The organism is Snodgrassella sp. W8124 (assembly GCF_016100875.1).
Lineage (GTDB): Bacteria > Pseudomonadota > Gammaproteobacteria > Burkholderiales > Neisseriaceae > Snodgrassella > Snodgrassella alvi.
The window spans coordinates 30,771-47,807 of sequence record NZ_JACFRP010000002.1; the positions used below are offsets into that span (position 1 = coordinate 30,771).

Below are 17,037 nucleotides of genomic sequence, written 5' to 3' on the forward strand. Positions count from 1 at the left end.
TAAGCTACAATAGCACAATTATTCCAATGCCAAAGATCGGTTGTGATTCAGCTTTGGCCTCATATCGTATTCAGGAAAGCCCATGTTTGGATTTTTTAAACGAAAAAAAAATACTGAGCCAGTTGCTGAAAAGCCCGTACCGGCCCCTCACCAGCAGGAAAACTCAGAACAATTACAGAATATAGCTGATGATTCTGCTCAGACTGAAGTAATACCGCAGCCTGAACCGGCTATCAGTGATCCTGTTGCAGAAAAACCTGAGCAGGCAGACACCGCTTCCGTTCAACCACAGGCCGAAACGGAACAAGATATTATTGTACCCACAGCAGTAGATGAACCGGCAGCCATTGCTGTAACAGACGATACTGCTTCACCAGTTCAGACACCTGTCGCTAGTGAAAACACAGTTGTGATAGCTGCTGAGCCGGATACAGTGAGTGAGCAGACAGAAAAACCGGCTAAACTGAGCTGGACTGCACGGCTAAAACAGGGGCTGAGCAAATCCCGCAATCAAATGGCCAAATCTCTGGCTTCTGTATTTGGCGGCGGTAAAATCGACGAAGATTTGTATGAAGAACTGGAAACCGTATTGCTTACCAGTGATATGGGAATTGAAGCCACAGAAAAACTGCTGGCGCAGGTGCGCCAGCGGGTTACCCTGAAAGGGCTGAAAAACGGAGATGAGCTGCGCAGTGCTCTGAAAGATGCTCTGTATGAATTACTGTTGCCGCTGGATCAGCCACTGATTTTACCGGATGATAAAAAGCCCTTCGTGATTATGATGGCCGGTGTGAATGGTGCCGGTAAAACTACCAGTATCGGTAAACTGGCGAAATATTTTCAAAGTCAGGGTAAAAGCGTGCTGCTGGCTGCCGGCGATACCTTTCGTGCAGCAGCCCGCGAACAATTGCAGCAATGGGGTGAACGCAATAATGTCACCGTGATTGCTCAGGCTTCCGGCGACTCAGCAGCAGTCTGTTATGATGCTCTGGAGGCGGCCAAAGCACGCGGTATTGATGTGGTACTGGCAGACACTGCCGGTCGCCTGCCTACTCAGCTGCATCTGATGGAAGAAATCAAAAAAGTAAAACGCGTCCTGCAAAAATCCTTGCCTGACGCTCCGCATGAAGTCATGCTGGTACTGGATGCCAATGTGGGTCAGAATGCTATCAATCAGGTTGTAGCCTTTGATGATGCGCTCGGATTAACCGGTCTGATTGTTTCCAAACTGGATGGTACGGCCAAAGGCGGTATTCTCGCGGCGCTGGCAGCCAAGCGACCGGTTCCGGTACGCTTTATCGGTGTGGGCGAAGGTATTGATGATTTACGCCCGTTTGATGCCCGGGCATTTGTAGATGCATTAATTGAGGATGAATAATAAAATGTCAGATAAAAGCCGGCTATAAGAATAAATAGACGGCTTTTTACTGTTTCAGTATAAACTGATGTTTTTGAGAAAGTATAATTATAGAAATAGCAGCCGGAACATTGAGCAGAATATATCAAAAATGCTTTAAAGAATTAATTAGCCTTACCGTACAAAATTATTGACATTAAAATAAATTAATAAAACAGCTATTTATTAGAATGGAGATACAAATGGCCGAAAATAATGAAACTAGATTAAACAACAGTTTATTTAAACAACATCAGAAGTTTGGTTTCGATATAATGGAATATCTGGCTCAATTTCTTGACTATGCGGAATTAAAAGAAATTGACCAGCAGGCCGTAAAAAGTGCAAATGATCCTTACCAGCGAATAACTTTTCCTGATAAGTCTTGTATTCGTTATACTTCCTGGGATAACGCTAGTAAGTTGTTTTACATTAATTTATATAGCAAACCCAGAAAATATATTTTTGAATTGGATTTAACCAGACTGGTTTGTATTGAAAACAAATTTACTTGGTATCTGGCTCAGCCAAAGAATGAAAAATCAAAAAAAGTTTTAAAATCTGAACTAAATGAACTAATAGAACATCCAGATTATTATGTTAATAAAGTAAATAGTCAAAAAGAGATGTTCAAACAAGGGAGAAAAATTACTACAAATGAAAAAGGATTTTTATTGATAAAAGATGGTAGCTGGGAAGATTTATTAAAAAAACTAGGTACTCTTATTAGGGAAGTATGCAAAGAACATAATATTGCCAAATTAAGTGATGAAAATAAATAATATAACTAAATAACTATTTATTATTATCAGAATTATTGTACAGTTATACTTTCAAAAATTTTTGATTTAAGCATAGGCTTTTCTATAAGTCAATATTACTATATGTTTTTAATAATATATTTATGTATTTTCATTAACTAACCGCTAATGTAATATTTATCTGTGACATACGTAGATGTCGGTAAGTTATCTTTTAATCTGAATGTTTTATTACATTTTAGTTCAATAACTTGCCATAAAAAACGCGGTGATTACACCGCGTTATAGGTTTATATTAAATGATGTTTACGCTGTTTCATTAAAAAAACCACAATGACGCAATAAGGCATCAATAGTTGGTTCACGACCACGGAACGCTTTAAAGGATTCCATAGCCGGCCGGGAGCCGCCGACAGCAAGTACTTCATGCCAGAAACGTTTGCCTGTTGCCGCTGCATCCGCTTCTTCTTCAAAAGCAGCATAAATATCCGCAGAAAGCACCTCTGCCCAGCTATAGCTGTAATAACCGGCAGAATAACCACCGGCAAAGATATGGCTGAAAGAATGAGCAAAGCGGTTAAAATCTGGCTGGGGCATCACCGCTACCCGGCGGCGTACTTCCAACAAAGTTTGCTGCCAGTCACAATCCGGATGGCTGTAGATTTCCATATCAAACTGAGCAAACTCCATCTGGCGCAGCATCCAAAGCCCGCTCTGGAAGTTTTTTGCAGCCAGCATTTTCTTATAAAGTTCTTCAGGCAGTACCGCGCCGGTATCCTGATGGCAGCTCATGCCGGCAAGCACATCATATTCCCAGACAAAGTTTTCCATAAACTGGCTGGGCATTTCCACAGCATCCCATTCCACGCCATTGATACCGGAAACTCCCAGTTCATCTACCTGAGTCAGCAGATGATGCAGGCCATGACCAGTTTCGTGGAACAGAGTCAGGATTTCTTCGTGGCTCAGGCGTGCGGTATTGCCGGCTACAGGCGGCGTGAAATTACACACCAGATACGCAATAGGTGTTTGCAGCTGGCCGGCATGATCGCCTGTTATAAAACGACGGCGGCCGCGGTAATCATTCATCCATGCACCGCCGCGCTTACCGGCTCGTGCATACAGATCCATATAAACGCCACCGATGATGGCTCCGCCCTGTTCAAGTTCGTAATAGCGAACATCAGGATGCCATACCGGTACCTGTTTTTCGATGAAATGAACGCCATATAATTTATCAATCTGGGCAAACAGACCCGCGAGAACGCGATCAGCCGGAAAATATTTTTTTACTTCAGTCTGGCTGAATGCATATTTAGCCTGACGCAGCTTTTCACTGGCATAGGTCATATCCCATGGCTGTAAATCATCCAGACCGAGATGTTCTCGTGCGTATGTTTTAACTTCAGCCAGATCTTTTTCAGCAAAAGGTTTGGCTCTGCTCGCCAGATCCTGAAGAAAGGTCATCACCTGTTGGGGTGTATCAGCCATTTTGGTTGCCAGCGATAATTCTGCATAATTTTGGAAACCCAGTAACTGAGCTTCGCGTGCGGCAATCTGCAGAATCCGGTTGATATTGGCGGTATTATCCCATTTAGCCTCGCCAAGCTCACTGGCCCGGGTTGAATAGGCATGATACAGCTGCCGGCGCAGTTCGCGATTGTGGGCATATTGCATTACCGCCAGATAATGCGGCATTTGCAGCCCGATTTTATAGCCGGCTTTACCTTCTGCCTGTGCCGCAGCGGCAAACATGGCCAGTGCCTCTTCTGTTAATCCGCTGACTTCGCTATCCTGTGCAAAATCGGCATCTGTGCTGGTCTGACCGGATGTGTTTTCCTGACCAGCCAGTTCTGCGCCATTAGCAAAATACAATGCAAATGCATCAGTGGCGTCCAGAACATTCTGACTAAAGGCTGCGGAAAGCTGGGCACCTTCTGCCTGTAAGGCTGCAAACTCCGCCTGTTCCTGTTCTGGCAGCTCTGCACCGCTGAGAACAAAATCTCTTAAATCATGGTTCAGTTTGGTTTGCTGTGCCGGGCTCAGCTGTGCATATTCTGTACTGGCTTTGATGCTTTTAAAGCGCTCATATAAGGCAATATCCTGACTGATCGCAGTAAAGAATTCGCTTACTTTAGGCATCAGTGCATTATAGGCCGCACGTAATTCAGGTGTATCTGCCACGCTGTTTAGATGGGCAACAACACTCCAGATACGACCGACACGTTCAGTAATACTGGTTAAAGCTTCTACGGTGTTATTCCAGCTGGCATCAGGCTCAGCTTTCAAGGCGGTGATAGCGGCAGCAGCCTGCTGCATAGCTTCGGTCATTGCCGGCTCAATATCTGCAGCCTTAATGGCATCGAAACGGGGTTCACTATCCAGATTCAACAAAACATTTTCAGACATAGTATTCTCAACAGAAAAATACCTGTATATTTGCGGTTTTTCAGGTAAATCGGGTGGAAGGAGCAGGAGCTTATATTTATCTTCTGCTATAAATAATATTGCATAATGTAACAGGATAAGGTCAAAAACATGAAAAACAATATTCGTTCTTATTTAGATACGCAACCACAAATTGCCGATAGTTGTTATATAGATGATATGGCTGTGGTTATCGGGGATGTAATTTTGCAGGAAGAAGTATCTGTGTGGCCGTTTGCGGTGATTCGCGCAGATGTGAACAGTATGCGTATTGGTGCCAGAAGCAATATTCAGGATCACTGTATGCTGCATGTCAGCCACAAAACAGCAGCCAAACCGGATGGCTCACCATTGGTAATTGGTGAGGATGTTACTATAGGTCATCATGTTAATCTGCATGGCTGTACGATTGGTAACCGGGTGCTGGTGGGAATTAATTCGATTGTTCTGGATGATGCGATTATTGAGGATGATGTGATGATTGGTGCCGGCAGTCTGGTGCCCCCGCGCAAACGTCTGGCGAGCGGTTATCTGTATCTGGGTTCTCCGGTACAGCAAATCCGCCCGTTAACAGAAAAGGAGCGGGAATTTCTATTATATTCAGCATCGCATTATGTTAGACTCATGAAGAGTTATTAAGTTAACCCTCTAATTAAAGGACTATAAAAAATGAAAAAATTCTTGTCTTTAAGTTTATTATGTAGCCTGCTGGCGTTGGCAGGCTGTGCCAGCGATGGCTCAGGTAAAGGGCAAACCCAGGTGTATGGGGATATCAAAACCGGTGTGGAAACGTCACATACCAGTCATTAATTTATTTGGTCAAGTTAATTCGATGTAAATGAGTAGCAGAGTAATACTAAAATAGATGAGTGTCGTAAAATGGGTATTATATGCAGTTGGAAAATGCAAAATTTGCACGGAACAATTGTTATATTAATGAAGTTAAGCTAGATTGTGAAAATAGTTTTTCAAACCAACCGTTAAAGGACACAATGATGAAAAAGCTATTGGGAATTGGTGCCGTACTGGCTGCTCTGTTACTAACTGCCTGCGCTACTACAAATTCTGATACTAAAGCTGCTCCGTACAGTGATGTACAGGCAGCCGTAGAATCTAATTAAGCCGTAGTAATTAAATAAGTGGCTGGATTTGCTGGATAAATAATTCCGGCAAATCCAGCCACTTTTTTGTATAAAGTAAGCGGACAAATGCCGGAACAAAAAAATTGACAGATATCATCAGAAACGAAATAGGATTGAATAAAGAGACATCGGCACTCAGAGAAGTGCTGGTTAGCTCTAAATGAGGCATGTTATAGATATGCATGATTGAGTGTCTGTAACACTCAAAATCTGTTCAGAAAGAATCTTTTATTTTAAAGTTAATGATTTTTTCCGGACTAATTTGGCCAGATATGAGCTGTTCAGAAATAGCCTGAATGCAATAAATATATTATTCACATTGGCGGAAGATATACAGCGTATACCAATTCAAACCATTACCTTTAACTTTCAAAACATATGGCTGATAAACATACGCAGTTTAATCGACAGAATTTTTGATATTGGTCTCATCAATAATCTGATAGTAAACAGAAAAATATCACAATACTCTATTGGTTGTACTGATACAGACAATTAAATTACTTGAATAATGTTGGATTTAATATCAGCAAATAAAAATTTTTCCAGCCTTCAGCAAAATGCTTGCAAGGCTGGAGCAGAGCATGATTAGCCCGTTGTATTCCGGAACTGATAAAAGGCAGTCAGACGGCCATTTATATTGGTTGGCGATTTTAGCAGATCGCTTAATCACCCTTAATAAGTGATGTAGTTGTGCCGTCCGGATGCACTTCTTGCAGAATAACCCCGCATTGGGCTGATGCAGATGCCGCGATAGCCTCGTAATCTTTACCCGGTTCGGCTACAAAAGTAAGTTTGTTACTCTGGCATGAGGGCTGATAGGAAATGATTTTGCCATCGTTATGAGTATTATTAACATTGGTCAGACCAATAATGGCATTGGATATGGTAATCGGTACATTAGCGGGAATAGTGAATTCACGGTAGTACAGCTTAGACAAATTATGATTATGTCGTTTCATTGTATCCAAAGTAGCCGTTGCCGGTATACCAATGGTGCTGTTACGAGCCAGACCTAATGATGAAGCGAATGCCCCGCCTAAGGAACCACCGGTTGATTCTTTTACCTCATGTCCCTGAAAACTGTATTTCATATTAGTCGGTTTGCCATTCTGCCCGAAGATGCGTATCCGTGCCTGTTGCGCACTATCATTTGAAGCATCCTGTGCCATGGCCAAATTAACATTGAAACTTAAGAAAAAACTGATTATTAGGAATTTTTTCAGGCTGAGTCTGGATTTGTTTTTTTTGATAAAAAACATATGAGTACTTTCTGAATAATTGAGGGTAGAAAAGTTAATAATAAAGTGATATATCAGAATAATTAACTGATATTACTCTATATTCACATAAATAAATATTATTTATCTGCATAATTTTTTTATAGCTGAAACGGCTCAGCCTGAAAGTGTGATTCAGATTAGTGTTATGAAATGTGTATTAAATTATAATGCAGATTGGTATTAATGCCAATATCATAATAATATGAATCTGATACCTACCGGATTGCTGTTTTCCGGTTATTTGCTGCGCGATACTGGCGGATCATTGTAATCAATAGCTGATACCTGAAAAAAGCAGATTTGATTTCAATAAGCGCAATGAGAATATGCATATTAATATCGGGAAGTTCAGATGTAATTTATAATAAATACATATTTATCCGCATAAACAAACAGCATAACGGGCACAGTAATTTGTGCCCGTTATGCTGTTTGCTGTTCAGGTGAATTATGTCTGGCTGCCACCCACAGTCAGACCGGCATCAATACGCAGCGTAGGCTGTCCTACACCTACCGGTACGCTTTGCCCGTCTTTACCGCAGATACCTACACCACTGTCCAGACTACTGTTATTGCCTATCATACTAACGTGTTTTAATACTTCCGGACCACTGCCAATAATGGTGGCTCCTTTTACCGGATATTGCAGCTTACCGTTTTCAACCCACCAGGCTTCCGAAGCACTGAATACAAATTTACCACTGGTAATATCTACCTGTCCGCCACCAAAATTAACCGCATACAAGCCCTTATCGACAGAAGCAATAATCTCTTCTGGATTAAGCCGGCCGTTTTCCATATAAGTATTGGTCATGCGTGGCATCGGTGCTGAGGCGTAATTTTCACGCCGGCCATTACCGGTCACAGGGACGCCCATTAAACGTGCATTGGTTTCATCCTGCAAATAGCCGCATAAAATACCATCTTCAATCAGTACCGTACGCTGTGTAGCATTGCCCTCATCATCAATATTCAGCGAACCACGGCGTTCGGCAATATTACCCTGATCAACAACAGTCACACCTTTAGCCGCTACGCGTTCACCCAGACGGCCGGCAAATGCACTGGTTCCTTTGCGGTTAAAATCACCTTCCAGACCATGACCTACAGCTTCATGTAACAATACACCCGGCCAGCCATTGCCCAGTACCACCGTCATCTGACCGGCAGGTGCCGGACGGGCTTCCAGATTGGTCAGTGCCTGAGCAACGGCTGTATCTACATATGATTTAAGCATGGCTTCATCAAAATAACCCAGATCAAAGCGGCCGCCACCGCCACTGCTGCCCTGCTCGCGCCTTTCCCCCTGTTTGGCAATCACAGTAACAGATAAACGGACAAGCGGGCGGACATCAGTGTGTATCCGGCCGTCCAGTCGCGCCAGATAAATCAGTTCATGCTCGCATACCAGCCCGGCCATTACCTGTACAATGCGCGGATCAGCAGCTTTTGCCAGTGTCTCCACACGCTGTAATAAAGCCACTTTCTCTCCGGCATCCAGACTGAGCATCGGATTAGCCATTGCATACAGCGGTTTGACTGACGGCAGAGAAGTCAGTCCCACTGAGCGCTGCTGACCGGCCTGACCAATTGCCCGTACAGCCTGTGCTGCATCTGTTAATGCCTGCACATTCAGATTGTCGGCGTAAGCAAATGCTGTTTTTTCACCACTTACCGCACGGACACCGACGCCCTGCTCAATCTGAAAACTGCCTGATTTGACCATGCCTTCTTCCAGATGCCAGCTTTCATAGGTACTGCGCTGGCAGTAAATATCAGCATAATCAATATGGTGTGCTCCCATCAGGGAGAGTGCACGGGTAAAATCGGCTACAGCCAGTTCGTTGTCGGCCAGTAGCTGTTGGTGAACAAGTTGCGCGGTTTGGGTAGAGATAGGCATGAGCTGTCAAAAATTAAGTTGTGACAAAAAGCACAGACAGAGAAAGATTTAATCAGAAAAGCAAATTGTGGGCAATTATACCGAAAACAAGCTTTGTCCGCGCGAATGCAGGAATACTTATTATACGCAGATCAGGTGTTGGAATAGAAACCGGAAAAACAAATTGTAAAAATTACTAAATTGTTATTGATAATAATTCTCATTATATTATAATGTGACTCACCAGTTAGTTAGAGATAGTTAACCGGTAATGACCTCAAACATCTTTTATCTAAATCTACTTTCAGGAGCGGCGTAACGATTAGCGTTAAATTTTTGCATCAAAACTCAAAAACCGAAAACACTTAACCCACTGAAACATCAGTGGGTTAAGTGTTTATAATAAGCTGATATTCAGTAATCAGATTTCATTGTGGCTGTTGTAGCCCTGCGGATTGAGCTGTTGCCAGTGCCATGCATCGGTCATCATACTGGTCAGACTGCGCTGAGCTGTCCAGCCCAGTTGTTCGGCTGCGCGTTCAGGATTGGCATAGCACACAGCAATATCTCCTGCCCGGCGCGGGACAATCTGATAAGGAATTTTTTTGCCGCTGGCCTGTTCAAAGGCATGTATGATTTCCAGTACTGAATAACCCCGCCCTGTACCCAGATTATAAATATGTACACCGGGCTGATTATTTGTAACGCGCATGGCACTTAAGTGGCCGTCGGCCAGATCCATTACATGGATATAATCACGGACACCGGTACCATCGGCAGTAGGATAATCGTTACCAAATACCGATAGCTGTGCCAGTTTACCAACAGCTACCTGACAGATATACGGTAATAAATTATTCGGAATGCCATTCGGATCTTCACCAATCAATCCGGATTCATGCGCGCCCACCGGATTGAAATAACGCAGTAATGTCATACTCCAGCGCCCATCTGCTGCCTGTATATCCGTTAACATCCGCTCTACCATATATTTGGATGTTCCGTACGGATTGGTGGTTCCGCCGGTAGCCGCGTTTTCATCAATCGGAACCGAAGCCGGTGTACCGTAAACTGTAGCTGAGGAACTGAAAACCAGATTGAAAATACCTGCTTTGGCCATTTCTTCAACCAGAATCAGGCTGCCACTGACATTATTATCATAATATTTCAGCGGCTCCCGTACACTTTCACTGACTGCTTTTAAGCCGGCAAAATGCAGAACATGCTCAATACTGTGCTGTTTAAATACCTGTTGCAGCAACGTATGGTCGCGAATATCGCCCTGATAAAAAGTTACCTCTTTACCGGTAATCTGTTTTAAACGCTTGAGTACCACTGGCGATGCATTACACAGATTATCAATAATAATCACATTGTAGCCGGCATTAAGTAATTGTACAGTTGTGTGAGAGCCAATAAAGCCGGCACCACCTGTTACCAGAATAGCCATAAATTATCCGTAATAATTTTTCATCGAAATACAACAAATAACCGGTATGTAAATAACCAGAAATCCATAAGTATATCTTGTTTATAATCATAGTTAAGCTAACGCAGGATAGAAGATACACAAAAAGAACCGGTATCTGCTGTATCTTTACAACAGTAAAGTGCTGAGCCGCACAGATGAGGTGACACAACAAAAAATATCCGGTACCTCTGACAAAAGTTATTTCTGTTCAAACGGCAATAACTGAACTGGACAGGAGTGATAAAACGGAAATCTGATAGAGATATGACTTGAAATACAGCGGCAAATAAAACCAGATAAACCATTATGCAGATATAGCAGATAAAAAATCAGATTGAATATTTGCTGAAAACCAGCTACTGATAAATATATAACTAATTAATAAATTGAAAGTTTATATTTATTATTTAATGATATACATTTTAAAAACTAAAATAACTTTTTTGATTTTAGCAATGTTCTTCATAATCGGAAGATTGAGACTTTAATATTTGTGCATGATATTGCGGCTGTTAATAAGCAAGTTAAGGATAAGTCATTTTTCTATCGGTTAACTCTTAATACTCATCATTATTCTGAAAAAGATACACAAAGTGAAAATAACTATGATTGTAAACAGCCTTTATTTAAAGACCGGCAAAATGTCTGTCTCAATTAAACCTGCAGAATCAGTTTTTTAGATTTTAGCCAGCGAAATCAACACTAGTGCTTTTAAAGATATACAGAAATTGTGGTACAAGGCGATCATAGCCCGCCTGCATCTGTTGTATTAAATGAATTTAAAGATAGCTTTAAACCGGACTCGGCACCATTTATACACTTCGGGTAAATTAAGCAATTTGTAAATAGCAGGATCGGTCTATATTATTTGACCGATTTTTATATCAATGTTGTATTTAAACTAGTTTAACAGTATAGTATGCAAATATTGTGAATACCAAATATTTCAGCATGTGATTATTAGATTAGCATTTTGTATTTAGTTATCTACTTAATAATATGGGGTATTTAATTATGCAGATGTATATAAAAAAAATAATATTTTTAATAACCTCGTTGCTGCTGGCTTTTTCTCTAAGTTCTTGTGCTAAACACTACAAAAGGGTAAGTATAGATAAGGTCCAGTTAATAAATAGTTCTGACGCCAAGGAATCTTTACATGTCAGTTTACAAATTGATGATTTTTATAATCCTTATTTAACTCATGCAGAAAATGAAGATATTAAACAAAATTTTCCGAAAAAGAATATTAAAATAATAGCAAATTATGAGCCTATAATTGATAAAACAGGCTCCATCATCAAAAAAAAGGAACAAATTAGCGCACCACCATTTTTATCATTAAGGGATATTTTGGGAATTGATAATAAGACTACTGTGTATAAAAAAATAAATCAATATGCATTTGCGACAAATTTAAAAGTTGATAAAGATAATCAAATTATAAACTTTGATATTCCTAAACCTACTAAGAATAACAAGCAAAAATATGTTCTTAAAGGTATTTATCTTCATTATCCAGATTTTCAATTATCAGAAAGTCATAAATTTGGTTCTTTTTGGGACGGATCAGATTCTTATTTACCGATTTTTAAAAATCAAATCGATATCAATAAATTGAAAGGTTCTGTAAATAGATTTATGAACGTGGAACCATTAAATCTTGAAATAAAAACCGATAAGTTTTTTGACCTTACTTCTAATTATGGTAGAACAGGGTTAACTAAAAAAGACTATTTAGCCAGAAATATTGCCTTAAATACCAGTGTTTGGTTTTCAAATGATAAACCAATTAAAAAGAAAGTATTAAGTAATGAAGAAAAAGGTGATTTATTTGATGAAATGACTATCTCCATGGATGGGCAAAAATATGAACATATAGTTATTCCTGACTCAAAATTAAGTTGGTCTGATGCTGAAGATATATATGGTTCTTATGTTAAAGGCAAAACATTTGAAGTTTTACAACTTAAGGGACAACTTTCAAAGTATTCAAAAAAGGGTTATTACGACGGACGACGTGGAAAATGGGTTAAGCAAAAAGGGGATATGGTATATATTGACCAAAAATATGGTTCTCATGTGGATAAAAAAGGTTGTGAATTTGATTATCGAATAGTTTTTGAAAAAGATAATCAACCTAGAAGATATATTTTACACTCATATAAAAGGTCTGAATCAAATAATAAAAAGTTTACAATATTTTCTAATAAAACTTATATATTACAAGAAAATTTGAACTTCTTTGAAAAAACAAAGCAGCGAAAAAAAGAATCCTTTGACTATAGCTTGAGACAAATTCCTGTATTTTATAAAAATTCGGATAAAGAATTTCGTGATCAACTCATACTTGAAAATCAAGACTTAGCACAAGCATGTATGAAGGAAATAGATCATATGAAAAGATTGATGACAATGCCAAAAGAACATTTAATGCAAGAATTTGAGCAATACAAAAAAATCATCAATAAAGAAAACTCGAAACAACGCTAATATAGCTGCATATTAATACAAATAAAGTAAATATATGGGTATTTCATCAAAATTTAATGAATATTACGATTCAGGTTACAGTTTGATTGGGCTGATAAATTAATATATTAGTAAATTACTTACCCTACTGGAGATGATTAATTTTATAATATAGTCTTATTTAATTTTTTATTACTTTTATTTTAACCACAAAAACAGCTCTGGTTCCGGTCAGAATATTTGTATTCGTTTTATTAATTTTTATTAAAAAACATATGTGCTGAAAAAATCATTAAAACAATGTATACTGAAACTGTATATAATGTTAATTTCAATTATTTATCAGTTAATGCTGATCTAAGTAGATTGAATCTGAATATTTACAGTTATGGTCAATAAACCTTACCAGTATGATTAACATACTAAATTAATGAAAAATTTTATCGGAATATTAAACCAAAAAAATATTAACTATACAGTTGAAAATGACATTATCCGCGTACCGGATAATCTGTGCTTTTATCAAAATCCACTTAAATCACTGCCGGATAATTTAATTATTGAAGGTGATCTGGATATCTCCCAAACAAAAATCAGCCAGTTACCGGATAACCTGATTGTCTGCGGTAATTTGGATATCTCCCATACTAAAATCAGTAAACTGCCGGAAAATATGATTTTTCGCGGGGATCTGAATATATCCGGTACACAAATCAGAGTGTTACCGGAAAATCTGGTGGTTCAGGGCAAACTTAACGCCTCTCGTACCGCAATACAAGTTTTACCGGAAAAACTAATTGTTGGTGGTGCGCTGAATTTATCCTCTAGCAATATTCAGTTGCTTCCAGAAAATCTGACAATAAACGGTAATTTATATTTACAGAATAGTTGTATACTGGAATTACCGGAAAATTTAGTTATTACCGGGGATCTGGATGCCTCTTCAACCAGAATAACCCGATTACCGGAAAAATTTACGATAAAAGGCAGTCTTTGTCTGGAAAAAAGCGGTATCAATACTCTGCCTGCTAATCTGCATATAACCGGCGATCTTGATTTGGGTTATACCCCTATCACAAAGTTACCTGAAAATCTGAAAGTAGATGGTAGTCTGATTCTGGGATCTTCCAAAATTAAGAAATTACCAAAGGATATTCAGGTTAAAGCTAATCTGGACTTAAGTTTTACAGAAATCAGAAAATTACCGGATAATCTGACGGTGAACGGTAATCTGGGTCTGTCAGGAACAAAAATTAAAAAGTTACCGGATAATTTAGTTGTAAATGGTTGTTTAGCATTGGGAGGACGCAAAACAATAATCAATCAATTACTTAAAAATTTTAGGGCAACATGCACTAGTCTGGATTTGTGCTGTAATAAAATCAAGAAAATACCAGAGAATTTAAAAATCCAATCCAATCTGTATTTGAATGATTGTAAAATCAAAAAATTCCCCAAAAAAATGAATATAAATGGAAATCTGAATCTGAATGACGCAAAAATAAAAAAATTGCCCGAAAATCTGCGTGTTGGTGGCGATTTATCTCTTTTGCTGGCACCGATTAAAAAACTACCTAAAAAACTTTCAGTAGGAGGTGAGCTGTATTTATGGGGTTGCCGAGTTAAAAAAATTCCCAGTCATGTTAATGTAGTCAATGGGCTGGATTTAACTTCGACTAAAGTAAAAAAATTACCTCAGAATCTTACCGAGATAAAAAAACTGGCAATAGAGGAAACTAAAATTAACCGTTTGCCAGATAAGCTCAATGTTGAGGATTATCTGGATCTGAGAAATAGCCGAATTAAAAAATTACCTAAAAAATTACAGGTTGGTAATACATTGCTGTTAAGTAATACCCGGATTAAAAAGCTACCGAATAACCTGAAACTTAATCATGGTATAAACCTGAAAAAAACTTCAATCAGATTTTTGCCGGAAAATCTGGAGCTCAAATGGTTAAGCCTTGATCTTAAAAAGATTAAAAATATTGCTTACCGGAAAAATTGTACAGCTAAAAGAAAAACTATCTTTGCAGCTTATTTGAATGGTGAATATAAAATTTTTCAGAATGAATACCTGGTTGGTAACCTGCAAGAGTATGAGCAATTTGTTAACCAGAGATTTATTGATCCGCAGGCTGGTAAGCTTAAACAGGCAGCCAAGGATTGCGTAGAGCAATTGCAGAAAAAACTCAGTACTCATAAAACTTAATATATTGAATACTGGCTGACAATAAAACCAGACCGGATAAAGTCAAAGTACTTATTCAGCTTTGTAATTTTTTAATTAGAAATAGATATTTATACTGAAAATATATACTGAAACTGCATGATATTAATACCAGCTTTCTGGAAATGTATGCAACTAAGTTACCTTCCCTTAATTTTTACCAGTATGCTAACATACTAAATCAATGAAAAAATTTATCAGAATATTAAATCAAAAAAATATTAAATATACAGTTGAAAATGACATTATCCGGGTACCAGATAATCTGTGCTTTTATCAAACTCGCCTTAAATCGCTACCTGATAATTTAATTATTAAAGGCAATCTGGATATTTCTGAAACAAAAATCAGAAATTTACCGGATAATCTGATTGTCTATGGGGATCTGAATCTATCCGGTACAGAAATCAGTATATTACCGGACAATCTGGTGGTCCATGGACAACTGAATGCCTCTTATACCAAAATAATTACATTACCGGAAAAGCTCATTATAGGCGGTGGGCTGGATTTATCCTTTAGTTATATTCAGTCGCTACCAGACAATTTAATGATAGACGGCAATTTATATTTACAGAATACTTATATAGTGAAGTTGCCAGAAAATTTGACTGTTGCCGGGGATTTAGATGTCTCTTCAACCAGAATTACCAGATTACCGGAAAGGTTTAGTATAAAAGGTAGTCTTAATTTGGGAAGTTGCGCTATCAGTACCTTGCCCGCAAATCTGCATATAACCGGCGATCTTAATGTAAATAGTACTCATATTACCAAGTTACCTGAAAACCTGAGAGTGGATGGTAGTTTAAATCTAAGTTATCTAAAAATTAGGAAATTACCAAAGGATATTCAGGTAAAAGATAATTTGAAACTATGGTATTCAGAAATTAAAAAATTACCAAATAATCTTAAAGTTAACGGCGATCTGGATTTAGCAAAAACAAAAATCAAAAAATTGCCAAAAAATTTAAAAGTAAAAGGCTGTTTGATATTAAAATCAACTAAAATCAATAAATTACTTAAAAATTTTAAAGGTACTTGCTCTAGTCTGGATCTGAGTAATAATAAAATTAAGAAAATACCAGAGAATTTAAAAATAAAATCTAATCTGTATCTGAATAACTGCGAAATCAAAAAATTACCGGATAATATGCGTATAAACGGAAATCTCAGTTTGTCTGAGGCGACAATTAAAAAATTGCCTGAAAATCTGCGTGTTGGTGGTCAATTATCTGTTGATTATACATTGATTAAAAAATTACCTAAAAGTCTTTCTGTGAGAGGTGAGTTAGACGTGTGGGGTACCAAAATTAAAAAAATTCCCAACCATTTTAATGTAGTTAATGGGTTAAATTTAACTCGCACTAAGGTAAAAAAACTACCTGAAAATTTTACTCAGATAAAAAATTTATTTATGAATGTAACTAAAATTTCTCACTTACCGGATACACTTTATGTTCAGGATTGCCTGGAGTTAAGCTATAGCCGAATTAAAAAGTTACCCAAAAATTTGCAGGTCGGTAAAAAACTGCTGTTAAATGATACCAAAATTAAAAAATTACCCGAAAATCTGAAACTTGAAGAAGGCATCGACCTGAGAAAAACTCAAATCAGATATCTGCCGGAAAGTCTTGAGCTTAAATGGTTAAGTCTTGATCTTAAAAAGATTAAAAATATTGCTTACCGGAAAAATTGTACATCTGAAAGAAAAACCATTTTTGCAGCTTATTTGAATGGTGAATATAAAATTTTTCAGAATAAATCCCTGATTGGTAATCTGAAAGAATATGAGCGATTTGTTAACCAGAGATTTCTTGACCCGCAGGCAGGTAAGCTTAAACAGGCAGCCAGAGATTGCGTAGAGGAATTGCAGAAAAAAATCAGAATTAATTAACTTAATGTACAAAGTACTGGCCGACAGCTGCAAAAAATGCTGAATTTGCCAGTACGTGACTCAGATATATTTGGCCGGCAGT

The 17,037-nt window shown here is 38.3% G+C and carries 13 protein-coding genes; 8 read left to right on the plus strand and 5 right to left on the minus strand.

The features are described from left to right. Positions 1 to 82 precede the first annotated feature (82 nt). Complete coding sequence (gene ftsY, locus H3U73_RS08050) at positions 83 to 1,378, plus strand: signal recognition particle-docking protein FtsY (RefSeq protein WP_198190363.1); 1,296 nt, start codon at positions 83 to 85, stop codon at positions 1,376 to 1,378. 221 nt (positions 1,379 to 1,599) lie between these two features. Next, positions 1,600 to 2,178 (plus strand): hypothetical protein, encoded by a 579-nt coding sequence (locus tag H3U73_RS08055; RefSeq protein WP_198190364.1) that lies wholly within the window; start codon positions 1,600 to 1,602, stop codon positions 2,176 to 2,178. A 285-nt stretch (positions 2,179 to 2,463) separates the two neighbouring features. Here H3U73_RS08055 and H3U73_RS08060 read toward each other — a convergent pair whose 3' ends face one another. Continuing rightward, the gene (locus H3U73_RS08060; protein WP_198190365.1) at positions 2,464 to 4,566 is read right to left on the minus strand and encodes a M3 family metallopeptidase; all 2,103 of its coding nucleotides are present in this window, start codon (positions 4,564 to 4,566) and stop codon (positions 2,464 to 2,466) included. A gap of 129 nt (positions 4,567 to 4,695) precedes the next feature. On the opposite strand from H3U73_RS08060, the gene H3U73_RS08065 reads away from it, so the two are divergent. The 3 genes from H3U73_RS08065 to H3U73_RS10755 all read left to right on the plus strand — a co-directional run bounded on the left by H3U73_RS08065 (position 4,696) and on the right by H3U73_RS10755 (position 5,705). Then, complete coding sequence (locus H3U73_RS08065) at positions 4,696 to 5,223, plus strand: gamma carbonic anhydrase family protein (RefSeq protein ID WP_041879749.1); 528 nt, start codon at positions 4,696 to 4,698, stop codon at positions 5,221 to 5,223. 30 nt (positions 5,224 to 5,253) lie between these two features. Continuing rightward, positions 5,254 to 5,394, plus strand: coding sequence for a hypothetical protein (locus tag H3U73_RS08070; protein ID WP_171991516.1), 141 nt, complete (start codon positions 5,254 to 5,256; stop codon positions 5,392 to 5,394). Between the two features lie 185 nt (positions 5,395 to 5,579). Next, the gene (locus tag H3U73_RS10755; RefSeq protein ID WP_255454304.1) at positions 5,580 to 5,705 is read left to right on the plus strand and encodes a hypothetical protein; all 126 of its coding nucleotides are present in this window, start codon (positions 5,580 to 5,582) and stop codon (positions 5,703 to 5,705) included. Positions 5,706 to 5,715: 10 nt separating this feature from the next. On the opposite strand, the gene H3U73_RS08075 is transcribed toward H3U73_RS10755, so the two are convergent. The 4 genes from H3U73_RS08075 to galE all read right to left on the minus strand — a co-directional run bounded on the left by H3U73_RS08075 (position 5,716) and on the right by galE (position 10,338). Then, positions 5,716 to 5,910 (minus strand): hypothetical protein, encoded by a 195-nt coding sequence (locus tag H3U73_RS08075; RefSeq protein ID WP_198190366.1) that lies wholly within the window; start codon positions 5,908 to 5,910, stop codon positions 5,716 to 5,718. 481 nt (positions 5,911 to 6,391) lie between these two features. Beyond that, complete coding sequence (locus tag H3U73_RS08080; RefSeq protein WP_198190367.1) at positions 6,392 to 6,898, minus strand: hypothetical protein; 507 nt, start codon at positions 6,896 to 6,898, stop codon at positions 6,392 to 6,394. A gap of 559 nt (positions 6,899 to 7,457) precedes the next feature. Then, positions 7,458 to 8,909 carry a metalloprotease TldD gene (tldD, locus tag H3U73_RS08085; protein ID WP_198190368.1) on the minus strand — a complete coding sequence of 484 codons (1,452 nt, stop codon included), beginning with the start codon at positions 8,907 to 8,909 and terminating at the stop codon, positions 7,458 to 7,460. Between the two features lie 400 nt (positions 8,910 to 9,309). Next, positions 9,310 to 10,338 carry a UDP-glucose 4-epimerase GalE gene (gene galE, locus H3U73_RS08090; RefSeq protein ID WP_198190369.1) on the minus strand — a complete coding sequence of 343 codons (1,029 nt, stop codon included), beginning with the start codon at positions 10,336 to 10,338 and terminating at the stop codon, positions 9,310 to 9,312. Positions 10,339 to 11,373: 1,035 nt separating this feature from the next. On the opposite strand from galE, the gene H3U73_RS08095 reads away from it, so the two are divergent. The 3 genes from H3U73_RS08095 to H3U73_RS08105 all read left to right on the plus strand — a co-directional run bounded on the left by H3U73_RS08095 (position 11,374) and on the right by H3U73_RS08105 (position 16,955). Then, positions 11,374 to 12,852, plus strand: a complete 1,479-nt coding sequence (locus H3U73_RS08095; RefSeq protein ID WP_198190370.1) for a hypothetical protein — start codon at positions 11,374 to 11,376, stop codon at positions 12,850 to 12,852. Between the two features lie 409 nt (positions 12,853 to 13,261). Further along, the gene (locus H3U73_RS08100) at positions 13,262 to 15,043 is read left to right on the plus strand and encodes a hypothetical protein (protein WP_198190371.1); all 1,782 of its coding nucleotides are present in this window, start codon (positions 13,262 to 13,264) and stop codon (positions 15,041 to 15,043) included. Between the two features lie 202 nt (positions 15,044 to 15,245). Continuing rightward, positions 15,246 to 16,955: a hypothetical protein gene (locus tag H3U73_RS08105; protein ID WP_198190372.1), complete on the plus strand. Its 1,710-nt coding sequence runs from the start codon at positions 15,246 to 15,248 to the stop codon at positions 16,953 to 16,955. Positions 16,956 to 17,037: the final 82 nt, after the last annotated feature.

Excerpts from the sequence above, each read along its gene's own strand:
- H3U73_RS08100 (WP_198190371.1), top strand. The coding sequence starts at position 13,262 with ATGAAAAATTTTATCGGAATATTAAACCAAAAAAATATTAACTATACA.
- galE (WP_198190369.1), bottom strand. The coding sequence starts at position 10,338 with ATGGCTATTCTGGTAACAGGTGGTGCCGGCTTTATTGGCTCTCACACA.
- H3U73_RS08065 (WP_041879749.1), top strand. The coding sequence starts at position 4,696 with ATGAAAAACAATATTCGTTCTTATTTAGATACGCAACCACAAATTGCC.
- tldD (WP_198190368.1), bottom strand. The coding sequence starts at position 8,909 with ATGCCTATCTCTACCCAAACCGCGCAACTTGTTCACCAACAGCTACTG.
- H3U73_RS08060 (WP_198190365.1), bottom strand. The coding sequence starts at position 4,566 with ATGTCTGAAAATGTTTTGTTGAATCTGGATAGTGAACCCCGTTTCGAT.
- H3U73_RS08080 (WP_198190367.1), bottom strand. The coding sequence starts at position 6,898 with ATGGCACAGGATGCTTCAAATGATAGTGCGCAACAGGCACGGATACGC.
- ftsY (WP_198190363.1), top strand. The coding sequence starts at position 83 with ATGTTTGGATTTTTTAAACGAAAAAAAAATACTGAGCCAGTTGCTGAA.
- H3U73_RS08055 (WP_198190364.1), top strand. The coding sequence starts at position 1,600 with ATGGCCGAAAATAATGAAACTAGATTAAACAACAGTTTATTTAAACAA.
- H3U73_RS08105 (WP_198190372.1), top strand. The coding sequence starts at position 15,246 with ATGAAAAAATTTATCAGAATATTAAATCAAAAAAATATTAAATATACA.
- H3U73_RS08070 (WP_171991516.1), top strand. The coding sequence starts at position 5,254 with ATGAAAAAATTCTTGTCTTTAAGTTTATTATGTAGCCTGCTGGCGTTG.
- H3U73_RS08095 (WP_198190370.1), top strand. The coding sequence starts at position 11,374 with ATGCAGATGTATATAAAAAAAATAATATTTTTAATAACCTCGTTGCTG.
- H3U73_RS08075 (WP_198190366.1), bottom strand. The coding sequence starts at position 5,910 with ATGCATATCTATAACATGCCTCATTTAGAGCTAACCAGCACTTCTCTG.
- H3U73_RS10755 (WP_255454304.1), top strand. The coding sequence starts at position 5,580 with ATGAAAAAGCTATTGGGAATTGGTGCCGTACTGGCTGCTCTGTTACTA.